The organism is Nostoc sp. WHI (genome assembly GCF_015714725.1).
GTDB lineage: Bacteria > Cyanobacteriota > Cyanobacteriia > Cyanobacteriales > Nostocaceae > Nostoc.
On the sequence record NZ_WBKM01000279.1, the window covers coordinates 1 to 20468 of the forward strand.

At 42.0% G+C, this 20468-nt stretch carries 16 protein-coding genes and 2 pseudogenes; 6 read left to right on the top strand and 12 right to left on the bottom strand.

The genetic code is table 11. From position 1 onward, the window contains the following. Nucleotides 1-1720: pseudogene (locus tag F8S12_RS27995) on the top strand (pre-peptidase C-terminal domain-containing protein); the annotation flags it as partial. 115 nt (nucleotides 1721-1835) lie between these two features. Here F8S12_RS27995 and F8S12_RS28000 read toward each other — a convergent pair. Then, entirely contained in the window at nucleotides 1836-3038 is a 1203-nt protein-coding gene (locus tag F8S12_RS28000) for a phosphoglycerate kinase (protein WP_196519545.1), read from the bottom strand. Between the two features lie 89 nt (nucleotides 3039-3127). Between F8S12_RS28000 and F8S12_RS28005 the strand changes: the two genes are divergently transcribed. Continuing rightward, entirely contained in the window at nucleotides 3128-3535 is a 408-nt protein-coding gene (locus tag F8S12_RS28005; protein WP_196519546.1) for a universal stress protein, read from the top strand. A gap of 80 nt (nucleotides 3536-3615) precedes the next feature. On the opposite strand, the gene F8S12_RS28010 is transcribed toward F8S12_RS28005, so the two are convergent. After that, on the bottom strand, nucleotides 3616-4071 hold the full coding sequence (locus F8S12_RS28010) for a type II toxin-antitoxin system VapC family toxin (protein ID WP_196519547.1): 456 nt from the start codon (nucleotides 4069-4071) through the stop codon (nucleotides 3616-3618). Next, on the bottom strand, nucleotides 4068-4328 hold the full coding sequence (locus F8S12_RS28015) for a hypothetical protein (RefSeq protein WP_196519548.1): 261 nt from the start codon (nucleotides 4326-4328) through the stop codon (nucleotides 4068-4070). The genes F8S12_RS28010 and F8S12_RS28015 overlap by 4 nt, the downstream gene beginning before the upstream one ends. 225 nt (nucleotides 4329-4553) lie before the next feature. On the opposite strand from F8S12_RS28015, the gene F8S12_RS28020 reads away from it, so the two are divergent. Beyond that, on the top strand, nucleotides 4554-4799 hold the full coding sequence (locus tag F8S12_RS28020; protein ID WP_196519549.1) for an HNH endonuclease: 246 nt from the start codon (nucleotides 4554-4556) through the stop codon (nucleotides 4797-4799). Between the two features lie 165 nt (nucleotides 4800-4964). Here F8S12_RS28020 and F8S12_RS28025 read toward each other — a convergent pair whose 3' ends face one another. Both F8S12_RS28025 and F8S12_RS28030 read right to left on the bottom strand, forming a co-directional pair. Next, nucleotides 4965-6443 (bottom strand): S8 family peptidase, encoded by a 1479-nt coding sequence (locus tag F8S12_RS28025; protein WP_196519550.1) that lies wholly within the window; start codon nucleotides 6441-6443, stop codon nucleotides 4965-4967. Nucleotides 6444-6704: 261 nt separating this feature from the next. Beyond that, nucleotides 6705-7823, bottom strand: a complete 1119-nt coding sequence (locus F8S12_RS28030; protein ID WP_230968327.1) for an aliphatic sulfonate ABC transporter substrate-binding protein — start codon at nucleotides 7821-7823, stop codon at nucleotides 6705-6707. A gap of 357 nt (nucleotides 7824-8180) precedes the next feature. Here F8S12_RS28030 and F8S12_RS28035 point away from each other — a divergent pair, with 357 nt between their 5' ends. Beyond that, nucleotides 8181-8849 (top strand): cadmium resistance transporter, encoded by a 669-nt coding sequence (locus F8S12_RS28035; protein ID WP_196519552.1) that lies wholly within the window; start codon nucleotides 8181-8183, stop codon nucleotides 8847-8849. A gap of 171 nt (nucleotides 8850-9020) precedes the next feature. Here F8S12_RS28035 and F8S12_RS28040 read toward each other — a convergent pair whose 3' ends face one another. The 3 genes from F8S12_RS28040 to F8S12_RS28050 form a co-directional block, all read right to left on the bottom strand. Continuing rightward, nucleotides 9021-11723: a type I secretion system permease/ATPase gene (locus F8S12_RS28040; RefSeq protein ID WP_196519553.1), complete on the bottom strand. Its 2703-nt coding sequence runs from the start codon at nucleotides 11721-11723 to the stop codon at nucleotides 9021-9023. After that, nucleotides 11672-12454, bottom strand: coding sequence for a peptidylprolyl isomerase (locus tag F8S12_RS28045; RefSeq protein WP_196519554.1), 783 nt, complete (start codon nucleotides 12452-12454; stop codon nucleotides 11672-11674). The genes F8S12_RS28040 and F8S12_RS28045 overlap by 52 nt, the downstream gene beginning before the upstream one ends. A 465-nt stretch (nucleotides 12455-12919) precedes the next feature. After that, nucleotides 12920-13696: a TIGR00297 family protein gene (locus tag F8S12_RS28050; protein ID WP_196519555.1), complete on the bottom strand. Its 777-nt coding sequence runs from the start codon at nucleotides 13694-13696 to the stop codon at nucleotides 12920-12922. Nucleotides 13697-13998: 302 nt separating this feature from the next. Between F8S12_RS28050 and F8S12_RS28055 the strand changes: the two genes are divergently transcribed. After that, the gene (locus F8S12_RS28055; protein ID WP_196519556.1) at nucleotides 13999-14430 is read left to right on the top strand and encodes a VOC family protein; all 432 of its coding nucleotides are present in this window, start codon (nucleotides 13999-14001) and stop codon (nucleotides 14428-14430) included. 63 nt (nucleotides 14431-14493) lie between these two features. Here F8S12_RS28055 and F8S12_RS28060 read toward each other — a convergent pair whose 3' ends face one another. Then, on the bottom strand, nucleotides 14494-15099 hold the full coding sequence (locus tag F8S12_RS28060) for an esterase/lipase family protein (protein ID WP_331001455.1): 606 nt from the start codon (nucleotides 15097-15099) through the stop codon (nucleotides 14494-14496). A 437-nt stretch (nucleotides 15100-15536) separates the two neighbouring features. On the opposite strand from F8S12_RS28060, the gene F8S12_RS28065 reads away from it, so the two are divergent. Next, on the top strand, nucleotides 15537-16061 hold the full coding sequence (locus tag F8S12_RS28065) for a hypothetical protein (RefSeq protein WP_196519558.1): 525 nt from the start codon (nucleotides 15537-15539) through the stop codon (nucleotides 16059-16061). A gap of 34 nt (nucleotides 16062-16095) precedes the next feature. On the opposite strand, the gene F8S12_RS28070 is transcribed toward F8S12_RS28065, so the two are convergent. The 3 genes and pseudogenes from F8S12_RS28070 to F8S12_RS28080 all read right to left on the bottom strand — a co-directional run bounded on the left by F8S12_RS28070 (nucleotide 16096) and on the right by F8S12_RS28080 (nucleotide 20466). Next, nucleotides 16096-18396 carry a VIT domain-containing protein gene (locus tag F8S12_RS28070; RefSeq protein ID WP_196519559.1) on the bottom strand — a complete coding sequence of 767 codons (2301 nt, stop codon included), beginning with the start codon at nucleotides 18394-18396 and terminating at the stop codon, nucleotides 16096-16098. 109 nt (nucleotides 18397-18505) lie between these two features. After that, nucleotides 18506-19383 (bottom strand): annotated as a pseudogene (locus tag F8S12_RS28075) (DUF4351 domain-containing protein). Between the two features lie 18 nt (nucleotides 19384-19401). Continuing rightward, nucleotides 19402-20466 (bottom strand): tetratricopeptide repeat protein, encoded by a 1065-nt coding sequence (locus F8S12_RS28080; RefSeq protein WP_196519560.1) that lies wholly within the window; start codon nucleotides 20464-20466, stop codon nucleotides 19402-19404. Nucleotides 20467-20468 lie beyond the last annotated feature (2 nt).

A 20468-nucleotide genomic window follows, 5' to 3' on the forward strand; every position in this document is an offset into this window, starting at 1 on the left:
ATTGCCATTTACTGTAGTCAACTTTGATAATGTCATCGGCACAAATGCAAATGACAGCATTATTGGCGATACCCAAAATAACCAATTATCCGGTAATAATGGCAATGACACAATTAATGGGGGCGCAGGAAACGACACTCTAAACGGTGGTGCAGGCACAGACACCTTCATAGGCAGTCAGGGTAACGACAGCATTGATGGTGGAGATGGCATTGATACCGCAGACTACAGTCAACTAGGTCAAACCATTACCTTGTCAGGTGTTGGAACCGTTACAAAAGCTGGGGGATTGGGGCAAGATCAACTCTTTAAAGTAGAAAGGATTGTTGCCAATGCTAGTGTTGCCAACAACACCATAGATGCATCCCAATCTTTGCCAGGAGTATCTATCACCGTTAACCTGCAAACCCAAAGCTTGGCTGCCAATAACGTTCCTGGTTTAGGAAGATTGCCATTTACTGTAGTCAACTTTGATAATGTCATCGGCACAAATGCAAATGACACCATTGTTGGCGATAACCAAAATAACCGATTATCCGGTAACAGTGGCAATGACACACTTAATGGCGGCTTTGGTACTGACACCCTAATTGGGGGACTAGGCAACGACACTTACATAATTGATAGTACTCTTGATACGATTACGGAAACTGCAAATTCAGGCACGGATACCGTCCAGTCTTCTGTCACCTACACACTCGGTGTCAATCTGGAGAATCTGACCCTGACGGGAACTAGCGCCATCAATGCTACAGGTAACAGTCTTAATAACGTCATCTTCGCTAATAATTCGAGCGGCAACGACACTCTGAATGGAAGAGCAGGCGATGACACACTAAGCGGTGGCACCGGCAATGATATCCTCAACGGTGAGGACGGCGATGATAGCCTACGAAGCGGACTCGACAATGACAGACTCAATGGCGGGGCTGGAGATGACATCCTCATCAGTGTTTTTCCTGGTGGTAGTCTGCTTCCATCTGGATTAGGAGAAATTGATACCTTGACTGGTGGGACTGGAGCAGATAGATTTATCCTGGGTGACTTCATAAATGATTTCTACGACGATAACAACAGTGTGAATCCTGGTTTTGAGGACTTAGGTATTATTACTGACTTCGACTCTAGCCAAGATCGAATTCAACTCAAAGGAACTCTACTGGACTACCGTTTGGAAGTTGTTGGAAGCAACACACGAATATTCTTAGACAAACTGGGAGCAGAGCCAGATGAGATCATAAGTATTGTGCAAGGGAGAAACAATCTCACACTTAATAGTGATGACTTCCTTTTCAATTCTGAGCGTGAAATTGCTGGAAAAGGTACAAACAACTCATTATCAACCGCTGAAGTGTTAGGTTCCTTTTCATCAGGTTCAAACCTTAATTTTTCAGCCGAGTTAGCAACAGTTCAACCGGGCGGCAATCCCGATTTCGACTTTTTTACATTTTCTTTAGCAAATGCAGGAACTGTCACTGTCAGCACAGCGGTATCGGGAGATACAGTTCTCGGTCTGTTTAACAGTTCTGGAACTTTACTGGAAAGTGACAACGATGGTGGCGTTCCACCTTCGTCATTAATTAGCCGTTTCTTGGGTGCAGGTACGTACTCTATTTCAGTGAGTAAATTTGATTTCTTCCCTGAAAATGGCGGAACTTTCACTGCTGGTAGCACTTCTAATCCTGATTTTTCTTATACGCTAGGAGTCAGTGTTGCATAAGAACGTTATCAACTTAAGAAACTACTAGTAATTTGATAGGGGTACAGTATACCGTACCCCTACTAAATTTGCGATTAATTAACTGATGTTGACAATAGGTTAAGAGCTAACTTTATTACGCTTCATCTAAAGCCGCAATTCCAGGCAACACCTTGCCTTCAAGTAACTCCAAGCTAGCGCCGCCGCCGGTAGAGATGTGGCTCATTTGATCGGCTAAACCAACCTTTTCCACAGCTGCTACCGAGTCGCCGCCGCCGATGATAGTGGTTGTGCCAGTTTTGCTAATTTCAGCCAGAGTATGAGCGATCGCTTCCGTACCCACCGCAAACTTATCAAACTCAAACACACCCATCGGCCCGTTCCAAATTACTGTTTTAGTATCTGCAAGGGCGTCTTGGAAAACTTTTACTGAGTCTGGGCCAATATCCAAACCCATCCAACCATCTGGAATATTTTCAATATTAACGGTTTGAGAATTAGCATCTGGGGCAAAGTTATCTGCTACTATCACATCTGTAGGAAGCAATAAAGCAACGCCCCGTTCTTTAGCCTTAGCTTCCAAAGACTTCGCTAGTTCTAGCTTGTCATCTTCCACCAGAGACTTACCGACATTCAAACCACGGGCTTTGTAGAATGTGAAAATCATCCCACCGCCGATGATTAGCTTGTCGCACTTTTCCAGCAGCGTTTCAATCACACCAATTTTACTGGAAACTTTGGAGCCACCGATAATTGCTGCCAAAGGACGTTGGGGATTTTCAATGGCATTTTGCAGATATTGCAATTCCTTCTCAACCAAATATCCAGCCACAGAAGGACTCAGGAATTTAGTCACGCCTTCAGTAGAAGCATGAGCGCGGTGTGCAGTCCCAAAAGCATCATTTACATAAAAATCAGCATTGGCTGCCAATTTTTTCGCAAATTCTGGGTCGTTTTTCTCTTCTTCTTTGTAAAAACGAACATTTTCTAGCAACAGCACTTGACCATTTTGCAATGCGTCAACTTTAGCTGTAACTTCATCGCCAATAGAATCATCAGTCTTTACGACTTCTTGCCCCAGTAACTCAGAGAGACGCTTGGCAACGGGAGTTAGGCGTAATTTCTCATCTACACCCTTTGGACGCCCAAAATGGCTTGCTAGAATGACCTTAGCTCCCTTCTGCGTCAAATCTTTGATGGTTGGTAGAGCTGCGCGAATGCGAGTATCGTCGGTAATGTTGCCTTGATCATCCACAGGCACATTAAAATCAACCCGTACTAAGGCACGTTTACCAGATATATCAGCCGCAGATAAACTTGCTAAACTTTTTTTGGACACACCAAACTCTCCTGATTGCCTTTTTGTTATTGTTTTGAAAGTAGAACCATCCAGATTTTACCGGAGTCAGGGGTGCCCAGGTGAGTGAGATGTTTAAGACAGTACTATTTCCAATTGATCAAAGCCGGGAAACGCGGGAAGCTGCTGACGTAGTTACCAATGTCGTCCAAAAGTACGGCAGTCGCTTGGTGCTGCTGTCTGTGGTAGAAGAACCACCGCCAGATGCACCTAGTGCAGATCCGATGGTGTCGCCAGAGATAGTTGCCAAATTGCTGGAAAATGCTCAATCTTTATTTTCTGGGCAAGGAATTAAAGCTGAAGTCTTAGAAAAACAAGGCAAACCAGCTTTTACCATCTGCGATGTCGCTGATGAAATCGGGGCAGATTTAATCATTATGGGCTGCCGAGGGTTAGGCTTGACTGAAGAGGGAGCGGATGATAGTGTTACCACTCGCGTGATTAACCTTTCCCCTTGCCCAGTTCTGATTGTGCCTTAACAGTGCTAAAGTGCTGAGAAATTTTAGGTGGTGTGTTACTGCGTTGAGACACTACCTAAAATTATTTTGATCATTCTTGTTTATTCAGCAGTACTAAAGTCATTGAGCATTAAAACTTGTAACTCTGTAACGCGCCTGAATGTGACATCATTGGTTAAAAAAGCATCACAGCCTGCTGCTAAAGCTACGGTTATCTGAAAAGCATCAGGTAATTGTATGTTATGCCTAGCACGTATCTGAGCAGCTTCCAGTGCTATGTTTAAATCATCAATTGGCACAAACTCAATGTCATCATTATTAGTAATCAACTCAATAAAATCCTTCTGTAACTCTGTTTGTTCTAAACTATAGGGACGAACTAAACACTCAGCTAAAGTAACAGGTGAAGCTACGCCTATAAGTGACGTGTTCTGAAGCAGATCAAACACGACTCTGGTAAGTGCAAAGTATTGTGGGTGTCGCTCAACGAAGTAAATAACTGGCACGGTATCCAGAAACAAGCGCCTCACATCTTGTAAACTTTCTGTAATATTCACTCCTCTTTCCTTGATTGCACTTGTTCACTCTCTAGCTCTAAAGGCTCTCCACTCCGTATGCGTCTAACATATTCCTGAGCATCCATTCCTCCCATGAGATTAGGTGCTATACCGGCAAATTCCATAATATTGCGGCTTGGTTTACGTTTGATTTCGCAACGTTGCAGCCTTTGCGTTAAGTAGGCAATTAGATCCAATTGCTCTTCAGGTGTGAGTTTACGAGCAAGTCCTTTAACTTCGTTTAGTTCTTGAGACATTTTCTATATTTTGGTTACGCTTACTTTATTTAATGTTAACAATAGCTCAAGTCACAGCTTAGAATCTAAGGTTGTGCGTTAGCGTAGCTCGCCGTTGGCGAAGCCTCTCGTAGAGAAGGCATCGCTGATGATTTAATTAAATTTGCTCACTCATCTGCTTCGGGCTATGGACACGGCTACTCTACCCACAGTAGAACTAGATTATTAAGAGTTCCGTAAATAATCATGAGCAAAACTCCCCGCATTCGTATTCCACCGGAAGTAAAAAAATATGTCTTGCAACGTGACAAATATCAATGCCAAAGTTGTGGTAAAACCACTGTAGAAACTAACCTAACTATTGACCATATCATTCCTCTTGCCCGTGGCGGTCAAAACGATATCAGCAATCTACAAACCCTCTGCTTTGCCTGCAATCAGCAGAAAACAGACAACATCGATCCCCGCTTCAGACGCCATTTTGATTTATAGTGATTTTCCTATAGATGCAATACGTGGTAGAAGCACACGCTGTATATTTGTGTCAGCTTAGGGAACACCAGAAAATAAATTATTCCATCTTGTGGGATGGGCAGCGTTCGATGGTTCCTGAGCCTTATTATGATCATTGATGCCGCTTAGAATCTTCTCATAGTCTTAAAATTGAGACCATAATTCTGGATTCGCTAATCTGTAATTACTTTCAGATGGTGTCAGATATTTTACCGTTTCTGTAATTGCTTCACTGATTACACCACCAACATTGAAATTATTCAAACTAGACATGGTTTCTGGTGTCAGATATTTTACCGTTTCTGTAATTGCTTGACTGATTACAAAACCAACATTGGAATTATTCAAACTAGCGATGGTTTCTGGTGTTAGATAATTTGTCGCCTGTGCGTAGATGCGTAGCAGCTTATCGTTAGATATCGCTTGACTTGTCAGAGAACTGACATTAGAAATATTCAAACTAGAGATTGTAGTTTGTGTACTATTTCCTGCCGTTTCTGTGACAATCTGACGTACTTGGGCATCACTCAGGTTAGAGTTAGCACTTAACATCAGAGCAACTACACCAGCGACGTGGGGAGCAGCCATAGAAGTGCCGCTATAAGTGGCATATTGATTATTTGGAATTGAGGAGTAAACCTTGACTCCAGGAGCTGTGACATAAGCGATTTCCTTCGTTCCCGAGCGGTTAGAGAAGTCAGGCATATTATTATTCCTATCTACTGCCCCAACGGCAATTCCCGACTTGTATGCATAGCGGGCGGGATAGTCTGGTAATAAGTCACCATCATTACCTGCTGCCATGACGACAATCGCTCCTTTACTGCTGGCATAATTAATAGCTGACTCTAGAGTTCGATTGGAAGATGCACCTCCTAAACTGAGGTTAATCACATTAGCTCCATTATCCACAGCGTAGCGAATACCCTTAGATATGGAATTATAGGAACCAGAGCCAGAGTCATTCAAAACTTTGACGGGCATAATTTTGGCATTATAAGCAATACCAGTGACACCGTAGTTATTATTTTCTCCTGCGATCGCGCCAGAAACATGAGTACCATGACCATGTTTATCTAAGGTGTTGTTGTTTTTCTCAGCAAAGTTCCAGCCATAATTATCATCAACATAGCCATTGCCATCATCATCTATGCCGTTACTTACAATTTCGTTGGCATTCGTCCAGATATTATTTCTTAAATCCTCGTGGTTGTAGTCAACTCCAGTATCTACAACGGCGACAACAACACCGTTACCTGTGTATCCCTGTGTCCAAACTTCCGGTGCTTTAACAAGGTCTGCCCCCCAATTATTGCCACCCAAATCAGTAACATCAGCAAAGGTATTTTGATTAGTAGCTCTAGCCACTGCTGCTGCTGCATTAATCAAGCCATAGCCATTGGTAGAGTTATAATTACTGCTGCTAGCAGTCGTGTCACTGGTAATTTCTGAGTCATTTTTATTTAGCAATTCTACATCAGCATCAGTTGAGTTATAGCTACTATGTCTGCTGAAGTTGATGCTATAGTCATTCTCTGTATTAAAGCTATCTAATGAGGAGATTGAAGAGACGTTTATCTGTTTCTCTGACAACAGATTTTTATCAACATCATTACGGAGCATAAGTATTTTTTCTCAAAGATAGCAATCGTTTTTTTGACAGCTTGAAGCGTTAAAACCTTTACAAGAAGAAGATTTTAAGGTGTGAATAAGCTCCATTGTTAATAATTACTATGGAATTTTATAATAAAATGCTAATTTTAATACCAAAAAATATAATCAAAAGTGGGATTTTTGTTAATATCTTAATTGATAAAATAAATCTTAAAAGAGCAGTACAATGTAGTGCTATGGATTAATTTAACTTTCAAATTACGAATTATTTTAATAAGTCCAGTTTTGCTTGGTCTGCAAGCTATAGGTTCCATCTTTCACATTCACCCGCTCAGGAATCAGATTTAAATCTCTAAATATATTTGCCTGATGCTGTAGAGCATTGAGCGATTGGTCGTCAATCGGAATGATGGCGCGTTCGCCACTATGTTTCTGTAAAATTTCTAGAATGGATGGATCGATTTCATGGTGTTCTGCCAATCTTTGAACAGCTTGTAATTCCTGTTTCTTAGCCCAAGTTCCAGCTTCGTTTACCTCTTCTAAAATTACCTTGAGTAGGTCGGGATAGTCGCGTACCAGTTCTGGAATCGCGTAGTAATAGGTGGGAACTTCCACGGAGGCTTTATCACCAAATATACTCTCTAGGTCTGCAATCGATCGCCCTGGATAAGCGCTTCGGGTTTGGGTTGCTGTGTAGGGAACCCAAATCACCCAAGCATCGATTTCACCCCGGCGGAATCGGGGCAGTGCCTCCGGTTGTGTCAGATAAACTGGCTCGATGTCACTAAAATCTAGCCCGACTTTTGCCAGCGATCGCACAAGTATATAATGTGCGCTTGAGCCTTTGTCAAAAGCGATCTTTTTACCCTTCAAATCTGCTAGTGTCTGAATCGGCGAATCTTCCGATACCAGAATCGCTTGACCTTTGGGAGCGGTATATTTTTCTTTAGCCACCCGCACAAATACATGATCCGCCGCTTGAGAGAAGATGCTAGCCGTACCACCGCCGCCGCAAAAGTCAATTGTTCCGTTGCTGAGTGCTTCTATCAGAGAAGAGGCTGATAAGAAGCTTGTCCAGGTGACAGTCAGCCCATAAGGTCGCAAACGCGTTTCCAGCAAGCCTTGAGTACGGAGAACTTCCAGATTTGTCATCCCCTCTGGATATCCAATTTTGAGTTGCTTTAGCCGCCGCGCTTGGTCTGCTAAGGGCGTGCTGCCAGATTGATGAGAACGCTGAGAAAACCAGCGATCCAAAACTACACAGAAAATTACCCCCCCCATAAAAAGTCCCACAGTTTCCAGTAACTGGATTATGGATCTTTTGGATAGTTGGAATTGATTACCAGATTCAGAAGCAGCAACAGCATAACTGTCAAAAACTAGAGGCAAGACCAAAATCGAGACAAGTCCAATGGAAAATCGAATTGCAAACCTGTAGGTAGCCGATCTACGAGTGGCTGATCTGAGCGACCGTAAGATATTTTGACCTGTGCATTTAGGCAGAAGGTCAATCAAACGGCTAATCATAATGACTCCTTTGATAAATTACGTGATGGAAATTGCCGGATGAATTGGAGATGGGGGATAAAGTCAAAGCACCACTTGATATATAAACTACCAAACTTGCCGCTCGTTACACCCAATATGCGATACTCACATTATCATATCGATATTGTGTGGATTTTCTACAAACGTTGAGCGATCGCTAGTTTTGGTCATCAGATAGGTGTTGAGTGAGGAATGGTGATGGATTGGTTAATTGCAACAATTAAGATTGGGCTAGCTGCGGCTGTGGCAACAACATTTGATGACAATATTTATCTAACGGCCTTCTTCAGTGAGGTCAATCGGACTTTTCGTCCTCAACATGTTGTAGCTGGTGAGATTCTAGGGTTTACGGTATTAGTAATAGTAAGTTTACTTGGTTTCTTACTGGGTCTAGTAATTCCATCAACTTGGACTGGTTTACTGGGGATTCTGCCGATACTTATTGGCTTGAACAATTTGCTCAAGCTGAATAAGGATGGCTCAGATGAAGATAAGTCAGCCAATCTGAAAAGAAACTCTAAATTTCACGGATTTGATTCTAGAAAGCGATCGCTTTGGCACATAATCCGCGATCCGCAGACCTATCGCGTCTCCTCGGTAACAATTGCCAACGGTGGCAACAATCTTGGCATCTATATCCCCCTGTTTGCCACTAGCTCAATCCAAAATCTGTCTGTAATCATACCAGTTTGCTATTTAATTGTTTTCTGCTGGCTATTTATGTCCTTTAATCTGACTCGTCTACCTGGTATCGCTTTGATACTCAGTCGTTATGCTAGCAAGATTTTCCCCTTCGTTCTGATGTGGCTGGGTTTCAGAATTCTGGTAGACAGCGAATCTTATCGTATTTTTCTCCCGAACACTTGACAGATAAACGTTATCAGTTATCAGTTTGGGTTTATCTTTTATGTACTACACTGTGACGGAAGTTTGCCTACCTTTAACAAGTTGCTCACAGCAACTTGTCTGATTAATTGAGATGGTAGCTGGATTTCCACTGTGCTGTACTAGCCACAAGCTAAAAGCTAGTTAAATCCACTAAATGTTTGCTTGCTGCCGTTGATATAGCGAATAGTACAAACCTTTTTGTTGCAATAACTCTGAGTGAGTACCACGTTCGGCAATTACGCCTTGCTCCAACACCAAAATCAAATCAGCACGTTTGAGGGGAGCAAAGCGGTGAGCAATGAGGAACACGGTACGGTTAGCAGAAATTTTTTGCAGGTTTTGCAATACTTGTTGTTCAGTTTCACTATCCAAAGCGCTGGTAGCTTCATCCAAAACTAAAATCGGCGATTGGGAAAGAAATAACCTTGCTAGAGCAATACGTTGTCTCTGTCCGCCAGATAAAGCGGTACCGCGTTCACCAACATTGCTTTCGTAACCGTAGGGTAATTGACTGATGAAGTCGTGGGCTACTGCTAGTCTTGCCGCTTCTACTACTTGTTCTGCGGTAATGTCGGGATTACCGAGAGTGATATTTTCCAAAATAGAACCGTTAAATAAAAAGTCTTCTTGAAGAACTACACTAACTTGTTGCCGCAGTGAGGCTAAATCGGCACTTTTAATATCAAAACCATCAATGAGGATGCGTCCTGATTCAATTTGATAGAGGCGTTGCAATAGTTTAGATAGGGTACTTTTACCAGAACCGCTACGTCCAACAATGCCAACAAATTGCCCTGGTTCGGCATTGAAAGATATTCCGCGCAAAATTGCTTCAAAGTTCGGCCGGTAGCGAAAAAATACTTGTTCAAAGGTGACTTGTCCTTTCAGGGGTGGTAAAACTAAGCCAGTTCCCAGTTCCGCCTCTGGGGAGACATTAAGAATATCACCAATGCGGTCTACAGAAAGTAGAACTTGTTGCAGGGTTTGCCACAATTGTACCAAGCGCAAAAGTGGGCCTGTGACTCTGCCAGACAGCATTTGAAACGCAACAAGCTGTCCGATTGTGAGCTTTTGTTCGATGACTAATTTGGCGCCAAACCAAAGAATTAGTATTGTAGACAAATTGGTGAGAAAGTCACCCAGATTGCTGCTGATATTAGATGTGGTAGAGGCTTTAAAACCTGTGCGGATGAAGCGAGCAAATAAGCCTTCCCAGCGATCGCGTGCTACTGGTTCTGCTGCATGGGCTTTAACGGAGTGAATCCCTGTGATTGTCTCCACTAAAAACGATTGACTATCGGCACTCCGGTTAAAGGTTTCGTTGAGCCAGTTACGCAGAATTGGTGTTGCAACTATCGTCAAAGTGGCAAATAGCGGCAGTACTGCTAAGGCCACAAAGGTAAGTGGAACATTATAGTAAAACATCAATGCCAGGTACACCACAGCAAAGATGCTATCTAGAATCACAGTTATTGCTGTACCTGTGAGAAACTGACGAATTTGTTCGAGTTCCTGGACTCGCGCTACTGTGTCTCCGACGCGCCGCGACTCAAAATAAGCCAAGGGCAGACGCATCAAATGGCGAAATAGCTGTGCTGATAAACTCAAATCTAGGCGGCGAGCTGTATGGGTAAAGATGAATAGGCGCAGAATACCAAGTATGGACTCAAATATGGCTACGAAAAGTAGTGCGATCGCCATGACATCAAGAGTGGGCAAACTCTCCTGCACCATCACTTTATCAATGACGACTTGGGTAATTAGCGGTGTTGTTAATCCCAAAAGCTGCAAGGTAAAAGATGCTAACAATACTTCTGTTAGCAATCCTTTATATTTCCAAACTGCTGGGGTGAACCAACTGAGGTTAAATTTTTCTTGCTGGGATATGAGTTCTACTTGCCACAATTGTCCATCCCAGCCCGCCTCAACTACCGACTGCGGCAAGCTTTCGCAAATCTGATCGGGATTTAGAGGGTTAGCAATAATTAGGCGATCGCCCTTAACTCCATACGCTACCACCCAAGAGCGACTTTGGGCTGAGTCAGAATTCCACAGTAATAAAGCTGGAAATGATGTCTGCCGCAACTCACCCCAACTCACTTGTAACCGCCGCAACACTAACCCTAATTTTTCTGCTGCTTCTACAACCTGTTTTGGCCGTTGTCCTCTCAGTTGGCGTTGCACCCATTCCAGTTGCACAGAATTTTCTAATTGCTGCGCCACCATTGTTAGACAAGCCGCAGCAGTGTTCCAGCTAGCAACAAAAGGATAATTTGAGACGATCAGATTGGCGGCTGGGAGTCCTCTTTGGGGTTGGAGGCTGTGGGGGCTAGAAGTTCCTTCTGAGGCTGGGGGTAGTGAAGAAGTTGAAAAGTAAGAGAATGTCTCTTTCTCCCCCTCGCTTTCCATTGGTAAGACTTGCCAGAATTCCTGAAGCTGTGGATTAGAAAATTCTGCCCACAGTGCTGTATCCCAACGCACTACTACCACTTCTTTACTAGCAGCTACAGCTTTAAAATTTGTCGATAGCTTCTGTAAGTCGCCAAACCAATCCCCCGCATCTAAGGCGGCTATTGGTTTGCCAATGCCCTCTTCTCGCAAGCGAACTTTCCCAGCCACAATCAAGAATTGGTAACTGCCAATATCGTTTGACCAGATTTTTTCTCCAAGACGATACTGACGGGTTTCCGACTCATTTTCCAATTGGGATTGTTGTTCGGGAGTCAGCCAGCATAGGGGTGGCTGATTCCAAGGCAAAGAAGCTAGCACTTTTAATCGTAAAGATTCATTATCCAGAATTTTTAACTCACCTGTAATTTGACTGTCAGTTTTTGAATTTTCTCTGCTAGCCATTTCTCAAATAACTCATTTTGTAGTGCTTGCTTGAGTTGAGTATCTTCTAAAGACGCTGGCAGAAATTGTTCTACTCGAAACAAACCATAAGGTACTTCTCTTTGGGGAGAGTCTTTGCCAACGATTTCTATTGGTCCGATCAATTGTCCAGGACTCGCCACATCAATAGCTGCCCGTAATATATCCGGCATACTTCCTCGGCTGATGATTCCCATCATGCCGTTCATAATTCGGTCTTCTGCAAGTGAATAATCTTTAGCTAGTTGCTCAAAGCTACCTCCTTCTTCAATTTGGGTTTGGAGTTCGTCTGCCAGTTCCCGATTGTCAACAACAATCCGAGAAAGCACCACCCGATCTAAAAAAATTTTGCGCTCAATAAAATATTCTTGGAGTTTTGCTTCTGTCACTACAGTTTTCAGCTTTTCTAACTTGTAGCCAAAAGTAACCGATGTGTGAAAGGTAGCGTAATCTGTGTTATTAGTTTTTAACCAGTCTTGAAAACTTTGGGGGTCAGTCAGTTGATTAGTGAGCCTAAAGTCAATAATTGCCTGTTCAGTTAATGCTGAACCAATTTCGATATCGTCTCGTGTTCGGATTTCTTGCTCAATTACGTGCTGGCGGAGAATATCCCCAATGAAATGTCCCAATTTTCCAGAGGCTTGTAGGTACTTTACTGCTTCCTCAATAGAAATTATTTGGTCATTGATTGTTAGAAATGATAAAGATTCCATGAACTAATTATGTGAAAATGGTTAAACACGTATAGGACTTTTAAGTTAAATCATATAGAAATAATCTGGTCATGGATAAATAAATATGATAAAGATTCCATTAAGTAATTACATCTAAATGGTCAAAAAATTATATAAAGCAGAATTCAGGAGTAAAACAGGCTTTGAGACTCAGCTTGTGTACTTCACTTTCCTGGAAATCTACTGCAACTAGGAAATAAAATAATTTGCCATGATCACATTTACAGTCTAGCGGGGACAAAACAGGATTTAAAATATCAGCGTTAGCATAGTAGTAAGACAGATTGCTTGTTTTCTACCAATGCTCCTAATGAGTGCTGTTAGCGGATAGCTAGGGTTTAGCCCCTGTTGAGTAGCGAGTAGCAAATCTCACTTTTTTACTTGGAATTCAGAACTGTTTTGCCCAATTCCTACCTAAATGAGTAATTGTTTATTCTCACCGATCTAGTTAATGATATTGATCCATGTCCAGGCAATTAGCACAGATGCGATCGCACCGATTAAAGTATTAAAAATATTTACTACTTCATTAGTCAGCCAAGTATACTTAGATTGCAGCGTTGCCCCAATCACACTTTCTAAGTTGGTGGCAATAAATGCTGCCAGTACACACCAAGCTACTCCTAATAAATCAATTAAACCAACTCCCCAACCAACAAATGCGATCGCTACAGAAGCCACAATACCAGCTAAAGTTCCCTCTAAACTTACTGCCCCTTCTGTACCGCGAGGCACTGGTTGAAATGTGGTAATTAGAAAGGTGCTTTTACCATAAGCTTTACCCACTTCGCTAGCAGTGGTGTCAGCAAGCTTGGTACTGAAACTTGCTACATAGGCTAATAATAGTAGGGGTTGGGGAATAGGTACAAAAAATCCCGAATTGATCAGTCCTACTCCCAAAGCACACAGCGCCCCAATCAAAGCCGAACCCCAAACATTTTCTGGACCTCTTGCCCCAGAACGCTTTTCGGCAATTCCTTCTGCCTCTTTCTGTGCCATACCGATGCGAGTAACGCCAGAACCAACTATAAAATAGAACATTACCACTGCATATCCTTGCCAGCCAAGAGTTACCCAAATTAGGATGGCCAGTAACCAGGCGTGGAATAATCCAGCAGGGGTCAGCAGTTTTTTTGGAGCGATCGCAGCTAAACCCAATAAAATTGTGTTTAATCCCACTGCCACCAACCAGGGATTTATAGAATAAATTAAGGATGACATCAGCTAATCATGAGTAATTTTGTCTGAACATCAACAGAATAACGAATTTATCACGCTTAGTGCTTAATTTCTGACCAAGAGGCAGGGGAGCGGGGGAGCAGGGAGCCGGGGGGAAAGATACGCTCATTTCCCCTGCACTCATGGTTTCAGAGCCAATAAATTTATTTATGGGGTTTTCCCCCTGCAAGAACTGCCCCTTTTCCTCTTCGCTGACACCTTTCCAGCTAAATTAACTAAATTGCGTCGGCATTTCCCTTATAAATTGTAGATAGCATCAACTACTAGTCTTCTGCACACAAATTATGAGCCAAACTTTATTCCATCTTGCTTTCCCTGTCACTGATATTGCCCAAACAAAAGCATATTATGTAGATGGTTTGGGCTGCATTCCTGGTCGTGAGAACCACCACGCCCTGATTCTTAATCTTTACGGTCATCAGCTAGTGGCTCACATCACAAAAGAACCTTTGACACCCCAACCCACTATCTATCCCAGACACTTTGGGCTAATTTTTACTCAAGAACGTGACTGGCAAGACTTACTAGAAAGGGCACAACAACAACAGCTACTTTTTCGCGAAGAAACTAAAAACCGCTTTGTTGATTCTACTCTTGAGCATCGCACTTTCTTTTTAGAAGATCCTTTTTATAACCTGATGGAATTCAAGTATTATCGTCACCCAGATGCGATTTTTGGAAGTTACGAACATACACAAATTGGGGATAGGACTTAAGAAATTCGTAATTCGTAATTCGTAATTTAAAGATAAATAAATCAGGCGTGGTAAGCATTCAGGCTACTGACTGGATGCTTTCTGAAGGAAAGGCAGCTTAATAGGCTCTGCTAAAGCTGCTTTCACTACTGCTAAACTCCTGGAGTCTGTCAGCATCCAAGGGTGTAGAGTAACTGGTACTATTACTTCGCTTCCTACGGACATTTGTGAACTATTCGCTGGGACAATCATCAAATCATAAGGTGTCCAGATAGACGTAAAATCTAGCTGTCCCAATATTACAGCATCAGAATTTAAATCCTTGAGAAAAATGCTGTCGGGGCGCATTTGTACGCAACCAGGGCGTCGGGAACCATAAGCAACCACAGTTCCGTGATGGGGTGAAGAGATGGTGATAAACCGTTGAACGCGGTTAATTCCTCCAAGTCGCTGGACATAGTAACGGCTGACAATTCCTCCCATGCTGAAGCCTACTAAATCTAGATGTTGTTCTGGGGCAAAGGTGGCTGTAACATAATCTGCTACTTGGTTTGCCAATTCACCAAGACCCACATCACCATTATTAGGTACGAGATTGAGGGAATATACAGACCAACCCTGTAGTCTTAACTGAGCCGCCATTTTATGGAAAACTGCCTCTGTGTCGTCAATTCCGTGTATCAATAACACGGGATTGCGCTTCGGATTCTTTAAAAGATGTTTTTGCAAAACTGAAATGCTTCCAAAGATAAGTTGTATAAAATTTAACTAATTTATCTCACCATCTGCTAATAAGCTATGACACTCCTCTCACTGGTTGAGAATAAACTGCTTGCTTCACTCAAATAAATATTTACTAAGCAAAGAAATATTAATTTTTGTAAAGCATATCTTTCAGAATCTTGCTCTTAGTTACAGTAAAATTTAATAATTAGTTCTCGGTGTATATAGGTTGCAAATGCGTGCAATAGAACATTTGCCCTGTAGTTTTACTACAATGTTGATTAAAGACAAACCTATAAGGGTTGTCACCAGAATGGGGTGACTCAAAGCAGAAAATGTAACATTTTGTCGTAATTTTTAACAATTACGGTCGAGTTCCAAATATAAAAGGCAGGAGTAATCTAATGGATTTTATCAAAAAGTTAATTTCAGGTATTCTGGGTTTTCTGAACGGTATTTTGGGTTTCGTTACTAAGCTGTTACCTGTGAAGAAAAGTAACGGCTACTTCTTAGAATTGGACGAAGCCAAGGATACAGTTCAAGAGGCAGCATCAAACGCGAAGAAAGTAGTGGAGACAGTTGGATCAAATGCTCAAAAAGCAATTTCATTAGATGCACCAGCCTCATCCAAGCCAGATTCATTGAACGGAACAAAAACCGCCGCAGTTAAGGATAAAGCAAAATCAGCTAAAAATCCAAAACCAGCCGATGTTCAGCTAATCCAGACTGCTGAGGGTCTGAAAATTCAACCCGGTAATAATACAAAAGCTTTAGCAGCCAAAGTTCTCAAAGAGGAGCCAAAGGAAACCACCTTTGCGCCAAAATATCTTGCTCCTTCGGCTACTAGCTCTAACGGTCGTCGGCGTCCAGGGGCAAATATGAGTGCTTACTTAGATATGGCACGTCAGATTAAAACTCCTAAGAATTAATTTGTAGAGACCGTAAATTTACGGTCTCTAGAAGTTAAACGTGAAGATGCAAGGTTAAGATAACTTTGCCAGTTGTAGATGGGGGAACTCTCCAAAGTAGGAGCGATCGCTTAATTTTTTCCACTACAACTGCATCTTTTAGGGTTGAGGTTTCCTTATCCAAAACTACCCGTTCTACCCGACCTTTGTTGACGGTGAACTCAAAGACGATTTCACCATTGAAGCCGGAAGGAAAGTTTAGTTGTTGAAGGTGTTGGGTTAAGTCAGCAATTTCTGTTTCATCCAAGCCAGTAGCGCTTATGACCTCTAACTGATGGTTGATGGCTGCGTCTAATATTTCACCTTGTTCCATCTCCTCGGAATCAGAGCTCAAAGATATCTCGACTTTTTTGGCTACTGGAGATTGTGGCGATCGCCTTTGCCGGAGAAAATCTGGAGCTTCTGCCTTTAAGCTTAAGCTTTGACTCCCAAAAATACCAGCAGGAACACTAGCAAAGTAACTAAATAGTTCAGGCATTTCCACTGGCATTTGCATAGACACGTATTCGCTTCCTCGTTCAACCCGCACATCATCGCTGACAGCCACAAAAGCAGTGTATTGAGAAAGCAGTTGATAAGTTAAGGCTGTTTCCGTAACCGCTTCTACACCAGCTTTAGTTTCAAAACTTACCATTTGATTCATCAAATCTTTGATGCAAGCGCGTCCCCATAACTGCGCTACAGCAAAATTTCCCGTTTCCTCAAATATGAGGTGAAACGTTTTTTCATAGGGCTTACCGCCCGCAGCAACGCCGGAGATTTGCAGATTGCCGCTAGTTCCATCTTGTTTGCGACCAAACAAAACTAATGGTTGTTCGCTAAATAAATCAGGCGCTATGGCTGGGTAAATAACAGGCGATTCTGTCTCACCTTGCCAAGAGATTTGAATATTCGTGAGTACAGGATTGTTAATTTGCCTGTAGAACTTTTCGGCAACTTCTTCTGTGGGTTCATCATGACGAATAATTCGGGATATTCCCCGGCCAATTTCAGCGATGCGATTCAGTAAAAAACGGTTAACTGAACTACCAGCACCGAAACTGTAAAGGCGATTTCCTGGTTGTAGGTGCTGTTGTACTTCTGCTAAAATCTCGTTTTCGTTGCCGATGTAGCCATCGGTTAGAAGTACAACACTGCGTAATCTTCCGACTGGTGTAGGGAAATTTATAGCTGTACGAATGCCACTGAGCATTTCTGTACTGCCATCAGCTTGTAAATTGTTAATGTAAGCGATCGCTTGGGCACGATTTTCTGATGTATTCGGCAGAGGTGTTGGCGATAACTGTCTGACTCTATCGGAAAAATCGATAATTGTAAAAGTATCATTGGGATTCAACCCATTGATAAATCGCCGCATCAATTCCTGACACTTTTGCAACGGATCGCCAGATTGGGAACCGGAAGTATCCACCAAAAATACGACATCTTTAGGGACAATCTCATCAGTAGAATATTCCAAAGCTGGAATCAGATATATTGCAAAATGTCCGCCGCGCTCGTCGGCTTGGGTTAATACTGTGGATTGAGTTTCTTTACCAGAAACTTGATAGCGGAGAATTAAATCTTTGTTGGGAATTGTATCTTCTCCAGCTAATTCAATCCGCACAATTTGACCTGAATGTTCAATTTTTAATTGATGGGAAGGAGAACGCACTTCAGAAATTAGTAAACCAGCATCAATTTCTATTGTGACATTAATATTGTGACGCGATCGCGAGGTTCGCATTTCTTCTAAGACTATAGGCGGTGTAATGCGCGAAGCATCAGGAACTCTATCTGTGTCACCGCTACCATCTATCGGCGTTCCTGGAATATATCTTGGCCCCACCACCATCGGGAAAACAAATTCGTAGTTTCCCGCCTCAAATTTTAAACTTTCGGTGTAACGAATTGTGACATCAATTTGTTCGCCAGGTTTAATGTTAGCCAGAGATTGGGTAAAGATGTTGTCTCGTTCCTGTTCTAGAAGTCCGGCGGTACGTCCTTCTTGTTTGGCTTTTTCATAGATTTGTTGTGCTTCTTCACGTTTTTTAATATTACCTTTGATGATGCGATCGCCTATTTTGATTTCCATGTCATCCACCGCCGCCTCATCAGGTAATGGAAAGACATAGACTGCTTCTAAAGGCTGCGTGAAGGGATTTTCAAAACTTTGGATTACCTCAACTCGTGACAAGTTACCTGCAATTTTCGCTATAACTTCCGTTTGCTTGAGCGGAAAAACTAGTTGTTCTCCTTGAGGGGATTGGACGTACAAACCCCCTAGCTGTTGGTTTTTAGGACTTAGTGTATTCATAAATTTGATAGCTTCCTTTATGTGGAATATAAAGCTAGACTAACCATCTTAAATTTTTTCAAAAATCCAATCGGATTGCTATAAATTAATCTACTGATGATCATTTATTTTATTGTTGGTTTAACCAAGCTTCTAAATCAGCAACATTAGAAAAGTCTAGTAATGCTTCTCCTAGATTCTCTAATTGTTCAATCGATAATCCTTTAATTCTCTCGATTAATAATGCATTAATTTCCCCAATACGACGATTGAGTTGACGTATAATCAAACGTTGTTCTCCTAACTGTACAGCTTGTTCTCTGTCTCTTTGATAAAGTGGTTCTAGTCGCATAATTAACTCCCTATCATCTTCTTCTAATTCTTGATTTACTCTCAAGTTTTCGCGCAAGTTGTAAACTAATTCGAGTGTTGCTTTTTGGTATGGATAGTTTAATGGTAACACTTGCAATTCGACAATCGCTTGTGATTGCACACTTCCTCTACCCAAAAGCCTCAACCACAAAGTCTCCTGTGTTTGCGGTAGTTGATGTATCGCTACAATTGCTGTCCGCAAGGCATCTGGCAGAAAATATACTCCCGATAACCAACCTTCTTTTTGAATAGTTCCAAAACTAGACAATCTAGCTTCAGATACGGTAGGTGTAAGAACCCACAATTTGGGAATTTCTGAGTCCTGAAGTTTGGTTTTATTTGCTTTAGCTTCTCGTCGCACGAGAGCCTTTATTTCTAATAATTTTAGAATACAGTCGCATATTTCATCGGTAGAAGCTGGATTGCGGAAGGGTTCTATGAGCGCTGGATGTTCAGCAAATCTTCCTAGCAATCCTAGCACTTGTAAATTAGAGCTTTGCTGTTTAGAAGGAATAAACAAAACATCTATTTCTTTAATCTCTCCTGAAACTTTTTCTGATGGCTTGACTTCTCCGTAATCTTTTAGTAATTCTTCCAGATAGTCCTTGGCAATTTGTCATGTATAAAGCGCGTCATTTTATACTTGTCTACTAATTATTTAACAAACACTAATCCACTATATAAATGAAAAGCTGAATCCCAATTAGTCTCTTCCCTACGAAACAGATCAATGTGAGACTTGATATGACTTAGCATTTCTGTTTGATCTAATGTTGTATCTGCAAAAGACGTGAAATCTGACCAAATTTTGACTTGAGGTAATTGCTGGTCAATCCAACTCGATAAACTATTCCAATTAATTCTGATGGTATTTTGGCTAGCTTGAGGAATGATTTCTAAACCTTGCTGGAATTCATAGCCGTAATCATAAAGTCGCAGAATACAACGTCTACCAGGTAGGTGTAAATCACAAAACTGGGTATAGTCTTGTGTTTGAGTTTTTCGTTCCAATTTACCACGGATGTCGCGATCTACGACTTCCTCAAAAATAGGCAATAGTCCAACGACTCGCGCTGTGACTTCTGACCAGTCAAAAGTTAAAGAACCGAGTTGATTTGCCTCATTGCGGCAAACAATAGCAGCTTGTGGAGCAGATTCTTGGAAATGTTTGACTTGAAAAACTTGAATTTGCTGAATTTGAGCTATTTTTGCCCAAAAGCAGGGAATACCAGCCTGCTGTAGCTGTTCGCCATAAAATTTTAGTTCTCCCACTTGGCCAGTGCGGTACAACCTCCAGCCACGACTTGGCAGTATTAGCCGTGCAGTGTAGGGGTCTAGCTGCATAATCTGGGCGAATTTTTGAGATGCTTCTGTTTTTATCTCGGTACTGAGAGGTTCTAAGATTAGTACACCAAATTCGATGTCGCTGGCTTGGGTTGTAGCTTGAGAAATGGCTCTTTGTCTTTCTTCTTGCTCTATTTCTTGTAACCGTCGCAAACTTTGTCGTGCTAGGGTCACTATTTTGGTATTCGTCGTATCTCGCAGTAGTTGCCGATAAATTTTTTCTGCATCCTGGCGTTTTCCAGATACTTCATGTAGCCGACCGAGATAGTATTGTACCCAAGGATTTTCTGGTGATTCTTTTTGCAGCTGTTTGAGTAATTTAGCAGCTGTTTGATAGTCTTTATGCTCAAAAGCGATCGCAATTTGCTCAATCATTT

What these genes read in the sequence shown, in the direction of transcription:
- F8S12_RS28065 (WP_196519558.1), top strand. Translation starts at nt 15,537, where the DNA reads ATGGATTTTATCAAAAAGTTAATTTCAGGTATTCTGGGTTTTCTGAAC.
- F8S12_RS28025 (WP_196519550.1), bottom strand. Translation starts at nt 6,443, where the DNA reads ATGCTCCGTAATGATGTTGATAAAAATCTGTTGTCAGAGAAACAGATA.
- F8S12_RS28045 (WP_196519554.1), bottom strand. Translation starts at nt 12,454, where the DNA reads ATGGAATCTTTATCATTTCTAACAATCAATGACCAAATAATTTCTATT.
- F8S12_RS28020 (WP_196519549.1), top strand. Translation starts at nt 4,554, where the DNA reads ATGAGCAAAACTCCCCGCATTCGTATTCCACCGGAAGTAAAAAAATAT.
- F8S12_RS28015 (WP_196519548.1), bottom strand. Translation starts at nt 4,328, where the DNA reads ATGTCTCAAGAACTAAACGAAGTTAAAGGACTTGCTCGTAAACTCACA.
- F8S12_RS28055 (WP_196519556.1), top strand. Translation starts at nt 13,999, where the DNA reads ATGAGCCAAACTTTATTCCATCTTGCTTTCCCTGTCACTGATATTGCC.
- F8S12_RS28070 (WP_196519559.1), bottom strand. Translation starts at nt 18,396, where the DNA reads ATGAATACACTAAGTCCTAAAAACCAACAGCTAGGGGGTTTGTACGTC.
- F8S12_RS28035 (WP_196519552.1), top strand. Translation starts at nt 8,181, where the DNA reads ATGGATTGGTTAATTGCAACAATTAAGATTGGGCTAGCTGCGGCTGTG.
- F8S12_RS28005 (WP_196519546.1), top strand. Translation starts at nt 3,128, where the DNA reads ATGTTTAAGACAGTACTATTTCCAATTGATCAAAGCCGGGAAACGCGG.
- F8S12_RS28080 (WP_196519560.1), bottom strand. Translation starts at nt 20,466, where the DNA reads ATGATTGAGCAAATTGCGATCGCTTTTGAGCATAAAGACTATCAAACA.
- F8S12_RS28040 (WP_196519553.1), bottom strand. Translation starts at nt 11,723, where the DNA reads ATGGCTAGCAGAGAAAATTCAAAAACTGACAGTCAAATTACAGGTGAG.
- F8S12_RS28050 (WP_196519555.1), bottom strand. Translation starts at nt 13,696, where the DNA reads ATGTCATCCTTAATTTATTCTATAAATCCCTGGTTGGTGGCAGTGGGA.